This is a genomic window from Amycolatopsis sp. lyj-23, from assembly GCF_046549135.1.
Taxonomy (GTDB): Bacteria; Actinomycetota; Actinomycetes; order Mycobacteriales; family Pseudonocardiaceae; genus Amycolatopsis.
On the sequence record NZ_JAJPWN010000022.1, the window covers coordinates 139,863 to 157,427 of the forward strand.

Consider the following 17,565-nt stretch of genomic DNA (forward strand, 5'->3'; position numbering starts at 1 on the left):
CGACGACGAAGGCGTGACGGTCGGCTGAGCGGTATCGGCCACTCGAACAGGTTACGGAGCCACTCAAGAGGGTGGTCCCGAGCCGCCGAGCAGGCAAGCGGACGGTAAACCCGGAGCCGCTGCCTGCGACATCACAAATTTCGTTATCGAGTCGACGCGCAGGCCGCTGACCTGCGGTTACCCTAACCTAACTTCTTTTCGCCGTCCCTTTTGTCCGGTTGGCTTGCTCCGAGTCGCGCGGCGCACACTGGACTTACAGGTGAGCCTTACCTAAAACCATCACGGAAGCAGAACTCAGGGAGGCGGACCGGTGTTGTTCTCGAGCGCGCTGATCGGGCTGCGCGAAGGCCTGGAAGCCGCGCTGGTCGTCAGCATCCTGGTGGCCTTCCTGGTGAAGACCGACCGCCGGCACGCGCTGCGCTGGGTCTGGCCCGGCGTGGGCGCCGCGGTGCTGCTGTCGATCGCCGTCGGCGCGATCCTCACCTTCACGACCGCGCAGCTGTCCTTCGAGCACCAGGAGCTGCTCGGCGGGAGCCTGTCGATCGTCGCCGTCGTGTTCGTCACGGCGATGATCTTCTGGATGCGCAAGGCGGCCAAGAGCATCGCCGCCGAACTGCGCGGCAAGATGGACGACGCGCTGGACGTCGGCCCGGCGGCCGTGCTGCTGCTGTCGTTCCTCGCGGTCGGGCGCGAGGGGCTCGAGACCGCGGTGTTCTTCTACTCGACCGTCCAGGCCGCGCAGACCGACACCGTGCAGCCGCTGATCGGTTTTTCGGTCGGCATCGCGGCCGCCGTCGTGCTCGCCTGGCTGCTCTACCGCGGCGCGGTGCGGTTCAACCTCTCGAAGTTCTTCACGATCACCGGCGTGCTGCTGGTGTTCGTCGCCGCCGGCGTGCTCGGCTACGGCCTCCACGACCTGCAGGAGGCCGCGTTCCTGCCCGGCATCGGCACCCTCGCGTTCGACGCTTCGGCCACGCTGCCCGAGACGTCCTGGTACGGCGCCCTGCTCAAGGGCATCTTCAACTACTCGCAGCAGACGACCGTGCTCCAGGCCGTGGCCTGGGTCGCCTACGTCGCCGTCGTGCTGCCGCTGTTCCTCAAGCCCAGCAAGAAGACCGCGCCGGCACCCGCCGTCGCGGCCGCCTCGAAGGAGTGACCGTGCGCAAGACCCCCTCGCTGGCCGTGCTGGCCGGCGCCGCCGTACTGGTGACGCTGGCCGCGTGCGACAGCAAGAGCGACACTTCGGGTGCCGCGGCCGCCGGCGGGCCGATCAAGGTCGCGGCGTCCGACACCGCGTGCGAGGTCTCCGCCACGACGGCCGGCGCGGGCAACCTGACCTTCGAGATCACCAACAAGGGCACCAAGGTCACCGAGTTCTACCTCTACGCCGAGGGCGACCGGATCATGGGCGAGGTCGAGAACATCGCCCCCGGGCTGAACCGGCGGCTGATCGTCGAGGTCGCCGACGCCGGCAAGTACCAGACGGCGTGCAAGCCGGGCATGGCGGGCACCGGCATCCGCGGCGACTTCACCGTCACCGGCGGCGCCGCGAAGCAGAACGACAGCAACGCCCAGAAGGCGCAGGCCACCAAGAGCTACGCCGGCTACATCGCCAACAACACGTCCGCGCTGCAGGACGAGACGGTGAAGTTCGCCGACCTGGTCAAGGCGGGCAAGGTCGACGAGGCCAAGGCCGCGTACGCGCGCACCCGGACCTACTACGAGCGGATCGAGCCGGTCGCCGAGAAGTTCGGCGACCTCGACCCGGCCATCGACGTCCGCGAGGCCGACCTCGAGCCGAACCAGCAGTTCACCGGCTTCCACCGGCTGGAGAAGGACCTGTTCAAGACCGGCCTGCAGCCCGACAGCGGCCAGATCGCCGACAAGCTCGTGACCGACGTCAAGACCCTCGTCGCCAAGACGAAGACGCTGGAACTGTCCGCCCTGGACCTGGCGAACGGTGCGAAGGGCCTGCTCGACGAGGTCGCCACCGGCAAGATCACCGGCGAGGAAGAAGCGTTCTCGCACACCGACCTGTGGGACTTCCAGGCCAATGTGGACGGTTCGAAGGGCGCGATCGCCTCGCTGCGGCCGATCCTGCAGGCCAAGGACGCCGCGCTCGTGTCCACACTGGACAAGGAGTTCGCGAACGTCCAGGGCCTGCTCGACAAGCAGCGGGCCGGTGACGGCTTCAAGTCCTACACCGACCTTTCCCAGGACCAGGTCAAGGAGTTCGCCTCGGCCGTCGACGCGCTGAGCGAACCGCTGAGCAAGGTTGCGGAGGTTGTCTCGAAGTGACGTCCACAGAGGGCACGCGCGTCTCGCGGCGGAAGCTCTTCGGCCTGGCCGGCGCGGGTGTCGCGCTCGCCGGGGCCGGCGCCGCCGCCGGCATCGGGATCGACAAGGCGACGAGCGGCAACGCCGAAGCCTCGACGAACGTGGTCGACTTCCACGGCGAGCACCAGGCCGGGATCGCCACGCCGGCGCAGGCGAACCTGCACTTCGCGGCCCTCGACGTCACCACGAAGGACCGCGAGAAGCTGCGGCAGCTGCTCAAGACGTGGACCGACGCCGCCCGCCGGATGACCGCGGGCCAGGAGGTCGTCGCGAACGGCGCGGTCGGCAGCGGCGCGTACGCTCCGCCCGGCGACACCGGCGAGGCGCTCGACCTGCCGCCGTCCAACCTGACGCTCACCATCGGGTTCGGGCCGTCGCTGTTCGACGGCCGGTTCGGTCTCGCGGGCAAGCGCCCGGCGCAGCTGATCGACCTGCCGCTGTTCCCGAAGGACAAGCTCGACCCGGCCCGCAGCGGCGGCGACCTGTGCATCCAGGCCTGCGCGGACGATCCGCAGGTGGCGGTGCACGCGGTCCGCAACCTGGTGCGGCTCGGCTTCGGCGTCACCGAGGTCCGCTGGTCGCAGCTCGGGTTCGGCCGCAGCTCGTCGACGTCGCGGGCGCAGCAGACCCCGCGGAACCTGTTCGGTTTCAAGGACGGCACGAACAACATCAAGGCCGAGGAACCCGACGTGCTGCGCGACCAGGTCTGGGCCGAGGCCGGCGACGGGCAGGCGTGGATGGCCGGCGGCACGTACCTGGTGGCCCGCCGGATCCGGATGCACATCGAGACGTGGGACCGCGAAACCCTCGACGGCCAGGAGAAGATCATCGGCCGCACGAAGGGCACCGGTGCCCCGCTGGGCCAGACCGCGGAGTTCGACGAGCTGGACCTCGACGTCGGCGGCGCGGGCGGCGAGAAGCTGATCCCGGAGAACTCGCACGTCCGGCTGGCCTCGCACCAGTCGCTCAACGGCGTCCGGATCCTGCGTCGCGGCTACAACTTCGTCGACGGTTCCGACGGCGTCGGGCACCTCGAGGCGGGGCTGTTCTTCCTGGCGTTCAACCGGGACACCCGCAAGCAGTACGTGCCGATGCAGCAGGCGCTGTCGTCGAAGGACGCGATGATGGAGTACGTCCAGCACACCGGCTCCGCGCACTTCGCGGTTCCGCCGGGCGTGACCCGCGACTCGAGCTGGGCGGACGCGCTCTTCGCCTGACCCCGGTTGCCTAAAGCCTTTAGGTTGATCTACTCTGGCTTTAGGTGAACGGGAGAAGGTTGATGGTTCGAGCGGGCTTGACCACGGAACGCGTGGTGCGCGCCGGCGCGGAGCTGGCCGACGAGGCGGGTTTCGACCGGCTGACGCCGTCGGAGCTGGCCCGGCGGCTCGGTGTCCAGGTCGCCAGCCTGTATTCGCACGTCAAGAACGCCCAGGACCTGCGGGTCAAGGTCGCGCTGCTGGCGCTGGACGAGCTCGCCGACCGGGCGGCCGCCGCGCTCGCGGGGCGGGCCGGGCGAGACGCGCTCGTCGCCTTCGCCGACGTCTACCGCGACTACGCCCGCGAGCACCCGGGCCGGTACGCGGCCGCGCAGCTGCGGCTCGACCCGGAGACCGCCGCGGCGAGCGCCGGCCCCCGGCACGCCGAGATGATGCGCGCCATCCTCCGCGGCTACGACCTGACGGGCCCGGACGAGACGCACGCCGTACGGCTGCTCGGCAGCGTCTTCCACGGGTTCGTCGGCCTCGAAGCCCAGGGCGGGTTCGACCACAGCTCACCCGCGGCGCCCGAGAGCTGGGTCCGCATCCTCGCCGTCCTCGATTCCCTTCTGCGTGATTGGCCACGGTCGTGATCGACATCCCCCTGACCGGCGACGTCGTCCGCGGCGCCCTCGAACTCGAACGCACCGGGCGCGGCCTGGTGCCGCACCGGCTGCCCGCTCGCGCGCGGACGCAGAACAGCGATCCGCGGCTGGCCATGGCCGAGGCGCAGCCCGCGGGCGTGCGGCTGCGGTTCCGGACCCGGGCGGACGTCGTCGAACTGGAGACGCTGCCGACCAAGCAGGTGTACGCCGGTGCCCCGCCGCGCCCGGACGGCTTGTACGACCTGCTCGTCGACGGTTCGTTGACCGCACAGGCGAGCGTGGCCGGCGGCAACGTCCTGAACGTCGACATGACGACCGGCGCGTCCTCGATCACGGCGGGCTCGCCCGGTGTCGTGCGGTTCGCCGGGCTCGGCGGGCACGCCAAGGACGTCGAGCTCTGGTTGCCGCACAACGAACTCACCGAGCTCATCGCCCTGCGCGCCGACGCACCGGTCGAGCCCCTGCCCGAGCGCCGGGTCTGGCTGCACCACGGCAGCTCGATCAGCCAGGGCTCGAACGCGGCGAGCCCGGCGACGACGTGGCCCGCGCTGGCCGCCACCGCGGCCGGTGTCGACCTGGTGAACCTCGGGTTCAGCGGCAACGCGCTGCTCGACCCGTTCACCGCCCGCGCCCTGCGCGACGCGCCCGCCGACCTGATCAGCGTCAAGCTGGGCATCAACGTGGTCAACGCGGACCTGATGCGGCTGCGCGCGTTCGGGCCGGCCGTGCACGGGTTCCTCGACACGATCCGCGACGGCCACCCGGACACCCCGCTCGTGGTCGTCTCACCGCTGTACTGCCCGATCCACGAGCGCACACCGGGGCCGGGCGACTTCGACCACGAGGCGCTGGCCCGCGGCGAGGTCCGTTTCCGCGCGACCGGCGACCCGGCCGAGCGGGCGGCGGGCAAGCTGACGCTGGAGGTCATCCGGGCCGAACTGGACCGGATCGTCACGCAGCGGCAGGTGTCGGACCCGCACCTGCGCTACCTCGACGGTTGTTCGCTGTACGGCGAGGCGGACTGTGCCGAGCTGCCCCTGCCGGACGACCTCCACCCGAGCCCGGCGGCCCACCACCGGATCGGGGCCCGGTTCGCCGCGCTGGTCCTTGACTTCAAGGCCGCTTGAAGTTGGAGGCTTCGGGCATGTTCACCGAAGCAGAGCTCGCCTACCTCGCCGCCCAGCCGCTGGGCCGGCTGGCGACCCAGCAGCCGGACGGGACCCTCCAGGCCAACCCCGTCGGCTTCCGCTACAACCCGGACGAGCGGACGATCGACGTCACCGGGCACAACCTGCGCAACAGCAAGAAGTTCCGCAACATCGCGACGCACGACCGCGTGGCGTTCGTCGTCGACGACCTGCCGTCGACGAACCCGTGGCGGGTCCGCTGCCTGGAGATCCGCGGCCGCGCGGAGGCGCTCGTCGGGGTGAACCTCCCGGACAACCACTTCGACGACGCGGTGATCCGGATCCACCCGGAACGCATCCTCGCCTTCGGGGTCGAGGACTGGGACCGGGAGCCCCTGGAACTGGAGACGAACATCCGCAACGTGTGAGCCGCGGCCCGGCTGGCGGACGCGCCACACGTCAGTCGCACGGGCGGCCACGGCGACCGCTACCGGCGGCCGCCCCAGGTCGTGTACGCCGCCGCTCCGGTGGCCGCCAGGAGCACCGCCGTCCAGGTGGCGGCCGGGGTTTCGGGAGGTTGCAGGAGCCAGGCCGCGACGCGGCTCAACGTGGAGCCGTCCTGGGGGACGAACGGGCTGACCAGCGAACAGGCCAGCGGCAGCGTCCAGCCGAACTGGCCGCCCGCGAGCGTGGCCGCCAGGCCGGCCAGCCCGGCCAGACCGGCCGCGTCGCGGATGATGACCGACCCGGCGACCGCCGACGGGCCCAGTTCCTGCACCCCCAGCACGACCGCCCCGGCCACGACCGCGACCAGCGCCAGGTGGGCGAGCCGCCGGACCGGCCACGGCCGGGCCGCGGTCCGGTCGAGGTCGGGGTCCTGGCCGCTGAGCCCGACCGCCGCCAGCGCGACCGCCACCGCCAGCGCCAGCGCGGCGAGGAGCTCGCTCCAGGCGTCCCGGCCCAGGAACCACACCCCGGAGGTCGCGACCAGCACCGCCGCGAACGCCGCCGGCAGCTGCCGCGAGCGGGCGTACAGCATCGCCCACCTCATCGGGGCACCAGCGTTTCGAGCGGGTCGCCGTGGCAGGTCAGCAGCACCTGGCGCAGGGCGGCGATCCGGGCGGACTGGACGTCCGCGGGCAGGGCGCGGAACCGCGTCCAGGCCTGTTCGATGGGGCCCAGCTGGCTCCGGAACCACCGCCCGGAGTATTCGGGCAGGAGTTTCAGCTGCCCGGTGAAGTAGGCCGCCGCGATCATCCGGGCGCCGGTGTCGGACACGCTGGGTGCGCTTGGCCGTTCGCAGGACGGCACACCGACCCCGGACAGCACCGCCACCCGCAGGTCGCTCGCGTCCGCCGTGAGGAGCGCGTCGTTGCGCTGGAAGTCGAGCAGGACCACCCCCGGGTCACGCTCGGGACGGTCGACCGGGGAACTGGGCCCCACCTGCTCCTCGACCCGCGTCGGCGCGCCGGGGACTTTCGCCAGCATCGCGAGTGCTTCGCGCGCGGGGCCGGCCAGCGCGGCCAGCCTGTCGCGGTGCAGTTCGGCCACGCAGACGGGCCCGTCGCACACCTTCCGGGCGGCGACCGAGTCGGCCGTGAAGATGTCCACGGGGAACAGCGGCAGCGCGACGGCGACCCCGGCGGCCAGCGGCAGCAGGCTCAGCAGCCGCGCTCGCACGGAGTGCACCGACAGCAGCAGGAACCCGGTGACGGCGAGGCCGAGGAACCAGACGGCCTGCCCGGCGTCGAGTGCCCCGGCGGCCGTCACCATCGAGCCCCGTGGCTCGGCCAGCGCCGGCGCCAGCGGACCGGCCCGGCGCGGCAGGACGGCGTAGAGGTCTTGTTCGAGCGATATCCCGCAGAGGACCGACCCGACGAAAGCGAGCAGAGCGAGACCGGGCGCGGTCAGCGGGTGCGGCAGCAGCCGCCCGACGGCCAGCCCGAGCCAGCCGCCGGCGACCACGCCGAGCACCCCGACGAGCAGGACGGGGACGAAGGCGGCCGAGACGAACCCGTCGTGGGCCAGCACTTCGCCGACGCCGACGCCGAACACGACCAGGTAGCCGAGCCCGGTCAGCGCACCGACGGCACCGGCCAGCCGGACCGCCCGCTGCCACGCGGGCCGCGGGGTCGTCGCGAGGAGTTCGGTCATGCCGGAGCGGCTGTCGCGCATGCCCTGGATGGCCCCGGCGCCGATGACGACGGGCCAGAGGAACTGCAGCAGGTACCGGACCCACAGTGCGGTCGTGGTGGTGTTCGCGGTCCAGGCGGCGGGGATCTTCCACCACGGCCCGGTGAGGAGGAAGAGGTACGCGAGCGCGAAGACGACGAGGGCGAGGCCGGCCCAGGGCGCGATCGAGCGCCGGAGTTCGATGCGGAAGATCACCACGCCCCCTGGCCCGGATCGTGGTTCAGCAGCGCGGAATAGCCCCGCTCGATCGGGCTGTCGCCGACGTCCTCGAGGGTGCCCGCGGCCGCCAGTTCGTCCGGCGTGCCTTGGAACACCAGCTTCCCGGCCGCGAACAGCACGACGTCCGTGCACGCGGTGGCGACGTCCTCCACCAGGTGCGTCGAGATGAGCACGCAGGAGTCGCGGCCCAGTTCCTGGACCAGCTCGCGGAAGCGGACCCGCTGCGCCGGGTCGAGGCCGGCCGTCGGCTCGTCGAGGAGCAGGATGTCCGGGTCGTTGACGATCGCCTGGGCGATGCCGACCCGGCGCACCATGCCGCCCGACAGCGTCTTCATGCGGTCGTCCGCGCGGTCGGCCAGGCCGACCCGCTCCACCGCCCGCTGGACCGCGCCCGGGATGTCCTCTTTGGACATCTCCTTGAGCCAGGCCAGGTACTCGACGAACTCCCGGACGGTGAACCGCTTGTAGTACCCGAAGTCCTGCGGCAGGTACCCGATCCGGCGACGCAGCTCGCGCCGGCTCCCCGAATCGCCGAGCAGCGAGAGGCGGCCCGACGCCGGCCGGAGCACGGTGGCCAGTGCCCGGATCAGGGTCGTCTTGCCGGCGCCGTTCGGGCCGAGCAGCCCGTGGACGCCCTTGCCGAGGGACAGGTCCAGCCCGTCCACGGCCATCGTCCGCCGCCCGACCCGCACCTTCAGCGCTTCCGCCTGGATTTCCCAGGCGTAGCCGGTCGGTGCGACCTCGGCGGCCCCCACTGCGCGCATGATTCCTCCCTGAAGAGCTAGTGACGGGCACCGAGCCGGGTGAAGGCCGCCCCGCGCAGGGCGACGACCACCGTGGTCAGCACGAAGATCCCGGCCCAGACCGGCAAGGCGCCGGTGCCGAGCGCAAAAGCCTGTTCCCGCTGGACGAACGCGGGCACGACGATGATCGCCACCCACACCGCGACCAGCGCGTACGCCGCCCGGCTGACGCCGATCAGCCCGCCGAGCGCGAGCGTGCCGCTGGTGAAGGCCAGGCTCGGCAGCAGCCAGAGCGCGGCCGCGGTCCCGCTCAGCCACCCGGCGACCCCGAGCACCGGCAGGACGACGGCGAGCACGGCGACGGTCCGCCGGGCGACCAGGTAGAGCCCGGCCCGCGGAGTCGCGGTGACGACCTCGTAGGCCGGATCGAGCCCCCGCGCCCACGACGCGGCCACCCCGAGAACGGGAAGCACGGGCGCGAGGAGCTGGACGGCGGTCACGTCGAGGACGGCGTGCCAGACGCTGTCGAGGACGACCGCGGCCAGCGTGACGGCCACGATCATCGCCAGCCACGGCGCCATCGCCGGGGTGATCCAGGTGTCGAGCCACCGGATCCGGCGGCGGCGGCGCTGCGGGGCGGGCGGGGTGTAGGGCTCGTGGAAGGGGCCGCTCGGGAGCACGAATTCGACCGAGAGCCGGTTCCAGACCAGGTCGACGACGGGCTGGACCGGCGCGACTTCGGCGAGCCTGTCCCGGCAGGGCCGGCACGTGTCGAGGTGAGCTTCCAGACCCCACAGCTGGTCACCCGGGAGGTCATCGCCCGCCACGTAGGCGGCGATCAGCCGCTCCGGCGCGTGGTTCACGACAGTGCCTCCCGCATCACCGGCAGAACGAGAGGCGCGTCGAGCACCGACGTCTGCAACACCCGCGCATGGTCCATGACGGGAACCCGCAACTTCGAGTGGATGGCGGCCTCCCGCCACGCGCGCCGCCCGTCCCGCCGCACGCTCCCCACGACAGCGACTCCCGCAACGCGTGCCGCCCGCCCCGGCACGAGCGCAGCCTCCCGCAACGCGCGCCGCGCCTCCCGCCGCACACTCCCCACGACAGCGACTCCCGCAACACGCCGCTCCTCTCGCCGCACACTCCTCATGACAGCGCCTCCCGCAACGCGATCCGGGCCCGGCGGGCGCGGGTCTTCACCGTTCCCTCCGGCAGGCCCAGCAGGACCGCCGTCTCGCGGACCGTCAGGCCGTCCAGCACCATCGCCTGCAGCACCGCCTGGAGCTCCGGGGCCAGGTCGCGCAGGGCCGATCCGACCTCGTCGCCGATCGTGGCCGCCAGGAGTTCCTCCTCGGCCGCCGCCACCGGGGCGACGTCGAGGGCCACCTCCGGGGGTGGCTGGGCGTGGTGGGCCCGGCGGCGGAACGCGTCGACCAGCCTGCGGGCGGCGATCGTCCACAGCCAGCCGACCGCGCTGCCCCCGGTGGCCGCTCCGGCGAACGACTCCGCCGCCCGCCAGACCGCCAGGTACGTCTCCTGCATGACCTCCGCGACGATCTGCTCGTCGGCGCACCGGCGGCGCAGGCGCACGGCGAGCCACGGCGACGTGCGGCGGTAGAGCTCCTCGAACGCCGCGCGGTCGCCACGGGCCGTGCGCCGGACGAGGTGCTCCTCGTCTGCGGTCTCCAGTGACGTCTGCCTCACACCCAGCTAGACGCCGGATGATCGGAAACGGTTCTCAGACGAATGTGACCTGCGTCACATGGGCCAGAACTTCCGCCAGCCGTCGGCTTCCAGGGTCGTCGGCTCGAGCCCGGCGTCGCGGGCGGCCTGCTCGGCGGCCTGGATGTCCTTCGCGAACTGCTTCGCCACGGCCCTCAGCTCGCCCTCGGCGTCGACACCCGCCCGGCGCGCGGTGGCCGCGATGCGGAACAGCTGCGCCGGAGCCGCGGCGCCTTCGGGGAACAGGTCGAGCGGGATGCCCGCGCGCCCGGAGCGCTGCCCCAGCTTGCCCGCCAGCGCGACCGCCGGCTGGCCGAGCGCCACGCCGTCCACAATGGACATGCGCTGCTTCTCGCGCTGCTTCAGCTCTTCCCACTTGACGTTCTGGTGCTCGACGGTGTGCACCTCGTCGGCGCCGGCGAAGACGTGCGGGTGCCGCCCGACCAGCTTCGCGACCAGCGCCGCGGCGACGTCGTCGATGTCGAACGGGTCGTCCGCGTCCTCCGCCGCCACCCGGGCGTGGAAGAGCACCTGGAGCAGGACGTCGCCGAGCTCTTCGCGCAACGCCTCGCGGTCGCCTTCTTCGATGGCGTCGAGCAGCTCGTAGGTCTCCTCGACCAGGTACTGCCGCAGCGAATCGTGCGTCTGCACCGCGTCCCACGGGCAGCCGCCCGGCGAGCGGAGCCGGTCCATCACCTCGGCGGCCTCGACCAGCGGCGGCACGGGCGTCTCGATGACCTCGGCGCCGGTCGCGATGAGCAGCGACGCCGCGGGTTCGTCGCGGGACGCGGCGAGCAGCACGACGTCCTTCAGCGAAGGTGCTTCGATGACGGGCGGGACGCCGAACGCGGCCGGGTCGACGTCCGTGGCCGCGTACACGGCCGGTGATTCACGCAGGACCTTCAGCGCCGCGCCGGGCAGCGTCGTCCCGCGGACGACTACGACGACACCCGTGCTCACTGCTGCGCGCGCGCAGCACTGCGAATGGGCAGCACGACGCCCTGGGCGGCGCCGGAGTTCGGCACGAGGTTCATGCCCACAACATCCCACACGCCGTACCGCGGGTTGACGCGCAGGCCGCTCTGGCCGAGGTACGGCTGCAGCAGCCGGGTGCCGATCGCGGTCAGCTGCGCGTCGGTCGGCTTCTGCGCTTCCTGGTCGGCCGGCACGGCCTTGTCGGTGCCGCGGGCGCGGATGACGAAGACGAACCAGTCCGGGCTCTGCGGCTTCTGCGCCTGGAAGACGACGACGCTGTTCTTGTCGGAGCCGAACAGCGCGGTCTGCGCCAGGCCGGGGTACTGCGCGGCGCCGAACAGTTCGGTGAGCTGGCCCGCGGAGTACCCGCCGGCGGCGGGCGCACCGGTCTGCTGGGCCTGCTGCGCTTCCTTCTGCGCCTCCTGGACGACCCCCGGGACCTTGCCGGGGTCGTCGGCGAACTCCTTCGCGAGGTCGAACGCGCGGGTGCGGGCCGCCTGGTCGTTGTCGGCGGTCGCGCTGATGCCGACGTAGTCCGCGCCGACCGCCAGCTTCGGCAGCACCTTGCGGGCGAGCTCCTGCTCGAGGACGACGTCGCCCGCGACATCGTTGCGGTCGCGCAGCTTCGAGACGATCTGCGTGATGGCGACCTGGTCGCCCTGCCCGGTGTCGGTGACCGGCGCGGGGGTCAGCTGCGCGGCCAGCCCGGCGACCTTCGCCTGGTCGGCGACGAGGTTTTCCTGCGCGGCCGCGCGGGTGGTGAGTTCGTGGAGGACGTCCTGCCGGACGATCTCGCGGCCCAGCACGTCGAGCTTGTGCTCGCGCGCGAGCTTCTGCGCGTACGGGTGGTCACGGACGGCCTGGTCGATCATCGACTGGACCTGGTCGATGGACACCGACCGATCGCCGACGACGACGGCGCTGCCGACCTGGCTGGGGCCCGAGCCGCACCCGGCGAGCAGAAGTGCACCGGCAACGACCGCGACCAGCGCGCGAGGGCGCCCCATGATCCGCATCACAGGCCATAGCCTCTCACACCATCGCCCCCGAAACGCAACACCCATCGGGTCGCGGCGGCGGTAATGTCGACTTATGGACCATTGGCTGACCATCGAAGTGTTCGACGGGGAGCATTCGGCTTCGCAGTGGCGCCTGGCTCAAGGGGACGCGCTCACCGAAGCGGCGCTGACGAACGGCGCTGAGCAGTGGGTTTGGCACGAGCACCGGTGGGGCGTGGTGCTGGAGATCGAGTTCGCGACCGAGGAGCGCCGGGACGCGTTCCGCGAGCTGCCGGTCGTGACGGCGGCTCTCGACGCGGTCCCGGACCCGACGCGCGGGCTGCTCGTGTACCCGGGCCGGGGTGGGGGCGCGGGGTCGCGGATGCCGCGGAGACCCCGGCCGTTGCCGATGGCGGGGGCCGGGGCGGTTCCGGTGCCGGTCGAGTCGGTGCGGATGGGGTTGGCGGAGGCGTTGCCGCCGATGTTCAGCGAAGTTTGCTGAGCAGTTCGCGCCAGGTTGCGGTGGAGGCGGTGAGGGTGCCGCCTTCACGGTCCTTGGTGTCCCGGATCAGGACGGGGCGGTCGAGGGCCACTTCGACACAGTCGCCTTGACTGCTGTAGGTGCTCTTGCGCCACTTAGCGAGCATCTGCTCCTCCGATGAGGTCGGCGATGAATTGCTTCGATTTTGCCTCATCGAGGGCCTTGGCTTCCAGGCCGCGCAGCACTTTCCGGTAAGCCTTGATCTCCCGCGGTTCTTCCAGGTACAGCGAGGTCACCTCACTTTCGATGCAGACGACCGGCTGGTACGAGCCCGACTCCATCATCTGGAAATGCCCAGCCGATGCGGCATGCCCACCCAGCTTCGCGGGGACGATCCGGACAGTTGTGTTCTGCTGAGCGGATACCCGCAAGAGCTGCCTGAGCTGGCCGGTCATCACGCTGGAAGAGCCGACCGGGAGGAGAAGCACGAATTCGTGCAGGAAGAACCGGAACCGCACGTGCGGCCGGGCGAGGATCGCCTGCCGTGACAGCCGGGCGAATATGTGCTCATCGAGCTGGTCGGGATCCGGCTGGTTGCCCATCTCGATCGCCAAGTTGCGGGCGTAGTCGCCTGTTTGCAACAATCCCGGCACCACATTCGCCTGGAAAACCGCGATGGCATCGGCATGCTCCTCGAGACCGATCAGAGTACGGATGTTCTCAGAGCGCTCGAGCAGGCCCGGCTTGCGCATTTCGTCGCCCATGGCCATTAACTCACGGTATTCCTCACCCCGGAACCCGAGAACCGTCAAGAACCGAGCGAGCTTGACCGGGTCGGGCCGGGCGCGGCCGCGGGTCACCGACGATACCCACTGCGCACTCATCTCCAGGCGCCGGGACATTTCCCGGACGCCCCAGCCCTTCTCCGCCATGCGCTCGAGGAGCCGTTCGCCCAGCTGCCGGGCCCGGATGTTCGGCTCGCGATATTCCGCCATGCGCGGAACCTAAAACCTCCGCGGCGAGAAACCCACACGCCACAACGGAAAGTCCCCCGATGTGGCGCCGGGTGTCCAGCGCTCCTTACACCGTAACCCTGAACAGCCGACCTAAACAGCCGACCTAAACAGCCGCCGGTTTCTTCGTCAGCTGGAGCAGCAGCTTCGTGCACCACTCCAACAGCTCTTCGTCCCGCAACGTCGGCGCGCCGATCCGGCCGCCGGCCGGCCCTTCCGTCGGCTTCGGCACCGACACCGTGTTCGTCACCGCCTTGTACACCGCCTTCGGGTACAGCCGCTTCAACCGGACCATCTGCGAGTCCAGCAACGGCAGCGGCGCGAAGCGGATCGTGTTGCCCTGGACCGCCACCTCCGTCACGCCCGCCTCACGGCACGTGTGCCGGAAGCGCGCCACCGCCAGCAACCTGTTGACCGGCGCGGGCGGCTGGCCGTAGCGGTCGATGAGCTCTTCGCGGACCGCGTCGAGCCCCTCGGTGTCCGGCGCCGCCGCTATCTTGCGGTACGCCTCCAGGCGCAACCGCTCCCCCGGCACGTAGTCGTGCGGGATGTGGGCGTCGATCGGGAGGTCGACGCGGACTTCCGCCAGTTCCTCCTCCTCCGTCGGCTCCGCACCCGCGTGCCGCCGGAACGCGTCGACCGCTTCACCGACCAGGCGCACGTACAGATCGAACCCGACGCCCGCGATGTGCCCCGACTGCTCCGCGCCCAGGATGTTGCCCGCGCCGCGGATCTCCAGGTCCTTCATCGCGACCGCCATGCCCGCGCCGAGCTCGGTGTTCTGGGCGATCGTCGCCAGGCGGTCGTGCGCGGTCTCCGTCAGCGGGGCTTCCGGCGGGTACAGGAAGTACGCGTACCCGCGCTCCCGCCCTCGTCCGACGCGGCCGCGCAGCTGGTGCAGCTGCGCGAGACCCAGCAGGTCACCGCGCTCGACCAGCAGCGTGTTGGCGTTCGAGATGTCGAGCCCGGTCTCGACGATCGTGGTGCACACCAGGACGTCGTACTCGTTCTCCCAGAAGCCCTGGATGATCTTTTCGAGCTTTTCCTCGTTCATCTGGCCGTGCGCGGTGACGACTCGCGCCTCGGGCACGAGCTCGCGGATCCGTCGCGCCGCCTTCTCGATCGACGACACGCGGTTGTGGACGTAGAAGACCTGGCCGTCGCGCAGGAGCTCGCGGCGGATCGCCGCGCCGACCTGCTTGTCGTCGTACGCGCCGACATACGTGAGGATCGGGTGGCGGTCCTCCGGCGGGGTCAGGATCGTCGACATCTCGCGGATGCCGGCCAGCGACATCTCCAGCGTGCGCGGGATCGGGGTCGCCGACATCGTGAGCACGTCGACGTGCGTGCGCAGCGCCTTGATGTGCTCCTTGTGCTCGACGCCGAAGCGCTGCTCCTCGTCGACGATCACCAGCCCGAGGTCCTTGTAGCGGATGCCCGTCTGCAGCAGGCGGTGCGTGCCGATGACGATGTCGACCTCGCCCGCGGCCAGCTGCTCCAGGATCAGGTCGGACTCGGTCTTGTTCGTGAAGCGGGACAGGCCCTTGATCGTCACCGGGAACGAGCGCATGCGCTCGTGGAAGGTGTTCAGGTGCTGCTGGGCGAGCAGGGTCGTCGGCACCAGCACCGCGACCTGCTTGCCGTCCTGGACCGCCTTGAACGCCGCCCGGACCGCGATCTCCGTCTTGCCGTAGCCGACGTCACCGCAGATCACACGGTCCATCGGGACGCCGCGTTCCATGTCGGCCTTGACTTCGTCGATGGCCGCGAGCTGGTCGTTCGTCTCCGTGAACGGGAAGGCGTCTTCCAGCTCACCCTGCCACGGCGTGTCCGGGCCGAACGCGTGGCCGGGCGCGGCCTGGCGCGCCGCGTACAGCTGGACGAGCTCCGCGGCGATCTCCTTGACCGCCCGCTTGGCCTTGGCCTTGGTGTTCTTCCAGTCCGAGCCGCCGAGCTTGTTCAGCGTGGGCAGCTCGCCGCCGACGTACCGGGAGACCTCGTCGAGCTGGTCGGTGGGGACGAACAGCCGGTCACCCGGCTGGCCGCGCTTCGACGAGGCGTACTCCAGGAGCAGGTACTCGCGGGTGGCGCCGGCGACGGTCCGCTGGACCATCTCGACGAACCGGCCGATGCCGTGCTGGTCGTGCACCACGTAGTCGCCGGCCTTGAGCGCCAGCGGGTCGACCGCGTTGCGCCGCCGGGACGGCATCTTGGTGTTCAGGTCCTTTGTGGACGTTCCGGCGCCCGCGCCGCGGCCGGTGAGGTCCGCCTCGCTCAGCACGACCAGGGCGCGCTCCGGCGAGACGAAGCCGTCGGTGAGGCCGCCGCAGGTGACCGTGACCATGCCCGCGGCCGGTGCGTCCTGGAGGCCGTCGCCGGCCTGGGTCGCCGGGACGTCGGCGCCCGTGAGCTGTTCGACCGCGCGGCTCGCGGTGCCGTGCCCGGCGACGACGAGCACCGCTGTACCGCCCGAGGCCGTGTGGGCGCGCAGGTCCGCCATCGCGCGCTCGAGCTCGCCGCGGTAGGCGGGCGCGGCCTCGACCGAGACGCGGTAGACGTCCGGGTCTTCGCTGGTCAGCTGGGTGAGCGTCCACCAGGCGCGCTTGGTGTCCTGCGCGTGGGAGGCGATCTCGTCGAGCCCGCGGTACGCCGACGCGCCGAGGTCGATCGGGGCCTGGCCGCCCGCCGCGGCCGTCGTCCAGGACGCTTCGAGGAACTCCTGGCCGGTGCGGACGAGGTCGGCGGCGCGGGCGCGGATCTTCTCCGGGTCGGTGAGCAGGACGTGGGTGCCCGCCGGCATCGCGTCGGTGAGCAGCTCCAGCTCACCCTCGCAGAGGACCGGGATGAGCGCCTCCATGCCCTCGACCGGGATGCCGTCGGCGAGCTTGGTGAGCATCTCGGCCAGGTGCGCGTCGGCTTCGTACGTCTTGGCCAGCTCCGCGGCCTTCTCCTTGACCGGCCGGGTGAGCAGCAGCTCGCGGCACGGCGGCGCGGTGACCCGCGGGATGTCGCCACGCAGGGACCGCTGGTCGGAGACGGCGAACGCGCGGATCTCGCTGACCTCGTCGCCCCAGAACTCCACCCGGACGGGGTGCTGCGCGGTGGGCCCGAACAGGTCGAGGATGCCGCCGCGGACGGCGAACTCGCCGCGCTTCTCGACCATGTCGACGCGGGTGTACGCCAGCTCGACCAGGCGTTCCAGCAGTTCGTCGAACGGGGTCTCCTCGCCGACGACGAGGTCGATCGGCGGCAGCGAGCCGAGGCCGGGGGCCATGGGCTGGATCAGGCTGCGGACGGTGGCGACGACGACGCGCAGGTCGTCTTCCTGCGTCTTCAGCCTGTGCAGCACCTCGAGACGGCGGCCGACGGTGTCCGCGCGCGGCGAGAGGCGCTCGTGCGGGAGGGTCTCCCAGCTGGGGAAGTCGGCGACCCGGCCGTCGCCGACGAGGGCCTTGAGGGCCGCGGTCAGCTCGTCGGCCTCCCGGCCGGTGGCCGTGACGGCGAGGACGGGCTTGGCCGCCCCGGCGTCGGCGGCGATGGCGGCGGCCACGAGCTGCCGGGCGGCGATCGGGCCCTGCAGCTCGAGCAGCGGCGCGCCGGCGCGCTCGACCACGCCGCGCAGGGCCGGGTCGGGGAGGATGGCGGTGAGGAGTCCGGACAGTGGAGCGTCGGTCACGGGTCCCAGCCTACGTGCCACCCCCGACAGTTTTCCGATCACGGCGCCTCCGCACCCCGATGTCACCAGGTCGCGCCCCGAGCGCCCCGATGTGGCCTTGGTTGCGTCAGACGCACCGAAGGCCGCCTTGGGTGCGTTGAACTAGCACTGCGGTGCGAAGCGCCTCCTTTGAGGGCGGCGGTGGGGGCATGGGAGGAGCACCGAAGGCCGCCTTGGG

The 17,565-nt window shown here is 71.5% G+C and carries 17 protein-coding genes; 7 read left to right on the plus strand and 10 right to left on the minus strand.

What is annotated here, in order from left to right; genetic code table 11:
• Nucleotides 1-310: 310 nt before the first annotated feature.
• The 6 genes from efeU (at nt 311) to ACLJPY_RS42445 (ending at nt 5,753) form a co-directional block, all read left to right on the plus strand.
• On the plus strand, nt 311-1,156 hold the full coding sequence (efeU, locus tag ACLJPY_RS42420; RefSeq protein ID WP_410596632.1) for an iron uptake transporter permease EfeU: 846 nt from the start codon (nt 311-313) through the stop codon (nt 1,154-1,156).
• A complete protein-coding gene (efeO, locus tag ACLJPY_RS42425) occupies nt 1,153-2,298 on the plus strand; it encodes an iron uptake system protein EfeO (RefSeq protein ID WP_410596633.1) in 1,146 nt (381 codons plus the stop codon). Before efeU ends, efeO begins: the two co-directional genes overlap by 4 nt.
• Nucleotides 2,295-3,554: an iron uptake transporter deferrochelatase/peroxidase subunit gene (gene efeB, locus ACLJPY_RS42430; protein WP_410596634.1), complete on the plus strand. Its 1,260-nt coding sequence runs from the start codon at nt 2,295-2,297 to the stop codon at nt 3,552-3,554. The genes efeO and efeB overlap by 4 nt, the downstream gene beginning before the upstream one ends.
• A 62-nt stretch (nt 3,555-3,616) precedes the next feature.
• Nucleotides 3,617-4,186 carry a TetR/AcrR family transcriptional regulator gene (locus tag ACLJPY_RS42435; protein ID WP_410596635.1) on the plus strand — a complete coding sequence of 190 codons (570 nt, stop codon included), beginning with the start codon at nt 3,617-3,619 and terminating at the stop codon, nt 4,184-4,186.
• Nucleotides 4,183-5,325, plus strand: a complete 1,143-nt coding sequence (locus ACLJPY_RS42440; protein WP_410596636.1) for an SGNH/GDSL hydrolase family protein — start codon at nt 4,183-4,185, stop codon at nt 5,323-5,325. The genes ACLJPY_RS42435 and ACLJPY_RS42440 overlap by 4 nt, the downstream gene beginning before the upstream one ends.
• A 17-nt stretch (nt 5,326-5,342) precedes the next feature.
• Complete coding sequence (locus ACLJPY_RS42445) at nt 5,343-5,753, plus strand: PPOX class F420-dependent oxidoreductase (protein WP_410596637.1); 411 nt, start codon at nt 5,343-5,345, stop codon at nt 5,751-5,753.
• Between the two features lie 59 nt (nt 5,754-5,812).
• Here the strand turns inward: ACLJPY_RS42445 and ACLJPY_RS42450 are convergent, their stop codons facing one another.
• The 7 genes from ACLJPY_RS42450 to ACLJPY_RS42480 form a co-directional block, all read right to left on the minus strand.
• Nucleotides 5,813-6,376, minus strand: a complete 564-nt coding sequence (locus ACLJPY_RS42450; protein ID WP_410596638.1) for a hypothetical protein — start codon at nt 6,374-6,376, stop codon at nt 5,813-5,815.
• Nucleotides 6,373-7,713: a hypothetical protein gene (locus ACLJPY_RS42455; protein WP_410596639.1), complete on the minus strand. Its 1,341-nt coding sequence runs from the start codon at nt 7,711-7,713 to the stop codon at nt 6,373-6,375. Before ACLJPY_RS42455 ends, ACLJPY_RS42450 begins: the two co-directional genes overlap by 4 nt.
• Nucleotides 7,710-8,501 (minus strand): ABC transporter ATP-binding protein, encoded by a 792-nt coding sequence (locus ACLJPY_RS42460; RefSeq protein WP_410596640.1) that lies wholly within the window; start codon nt 8,499-8,501, stop codon nt 7,710-7,712. Before ACLJPY_RS42460 ends, ACLJPY_RS42455 begins: the two co-directional genes overlap by 4 nt.
• A 17-nt stretch (nt 8,502-8,518) precedes the next feature.
• Nucleotides 8,519-9,343, minus strand: a complete 825-nt coding sequence (locus tag ACLJPY_RS42465) for a zf-HC2 domain-containing protein (protein WP_410596641.1) — start codon at nt 9,341-9,343, stop codon at nt 8,519-8,521.
• Between the two features lie 286 nt (nt 9,344-9,629).
• On the minus strand, nt 9,630-10,187 hold the full coding sequence (locus tag ACLJPY_RS42470; protein ID WP_410596642.1) for an RNA polymerase sigma factor: 558 nt from the start codon (nt 10,185-10,187) through the stop codon (nt 9,630-9,632).
• A 54-nt stretch (nt 10,188-10,241) separates the two neighbouring features.
• Nucleotides 10,242-11,165 (minus strand): MazG family protein, encoded by a 924-nt coding sequence (locus ACLJPY_RS42475; protein ID WP_410596643.1) that lies wholly within the window; start codon nt 11,163-11,165, stop codon nt 10,242-10,244.
• On the minus strand, nt 11,162-12,187 hold the full coding sequence (locus ACLJPY_RS42480) for a hypothetical protein (protein WP_410596644.1): 1,026 nt from the start codon (nt 12,185-12,187) through the stop codon (nt 11,162-11,164). Before ACLJPY_RS42480 ends, ACLJPY_RS42475 begins: the two co-directional genes overlap by 4 nt.
• Nucleotides 12,188-12,272: 85 nt before the next feature.
• Here ACLJPY_RS42480 and ACLJPY_RS42485 point away from each other — a divergent pair, with 85 nt between their 5' ends.
• Nucleotides 12,273-12,680 (plus strand): hypothetical protein, encoded by a 408-nt coding sequence (locus ACLJPY_RS42485; RefSeq protein WP_410596645.1) that lies wholly within the window; start codon nt 12,273-12,275, stop codon nt 12,678-12,680.
• On the opposite strand, the gene ACLJPY_RS42490 is transcribed toward ACLJPY_RS42485, so the two are convergent.
• From ACLJPY_RS42490 to mfd, 3 genes are all read right to left on the minus strand, one after another.
• On the minus strand, nt 12,664-12,825 hold the full coding sequence (locus tag ACLJPY_RS42490) for a DUF397 domain-containing protein (protein ID WP_410596646.1): 162 nt from the start codon (nt 12,823-12,825) through the stop codon (nt 12,664-12,666). The genes ACLJPY_RS42485 and ACLJPY_RS42490 overlap by 17 nt on opposite strands.
• Nucleotides 12,815-13,654 (minus strand): helix-turn-helix domain-containing protein, encoded by an 840-nt coding sequence (locus tag ACLJPY_RS42495; RefSeq protein ID WP_410596647.1) that lies wholly within the window; start codon nt 13,652-13,654, stop codon nt 12,815-12,817. The genes ACLJPY_RS42490 and ACLJPY_RS42495 overlap by 11 nt, the downstream gene beginning before the upstream one ends.
• A gap of 124 nt (nt 13,655-13,778) precedes the next feature.
• Nucleotides 13,779-17,333, minus strand: coding sequence for a transcription-repair coupling factor (mfd, locus tag ACLJPY_RS42500; protein WP_410596738.1), 3,555 nt, complete (start codon nt 17,331-17,333; stop codon nt 13,779-13,781).
• Nucleotides 17,334-17,565: the final 232 nt, after the last annotated feature.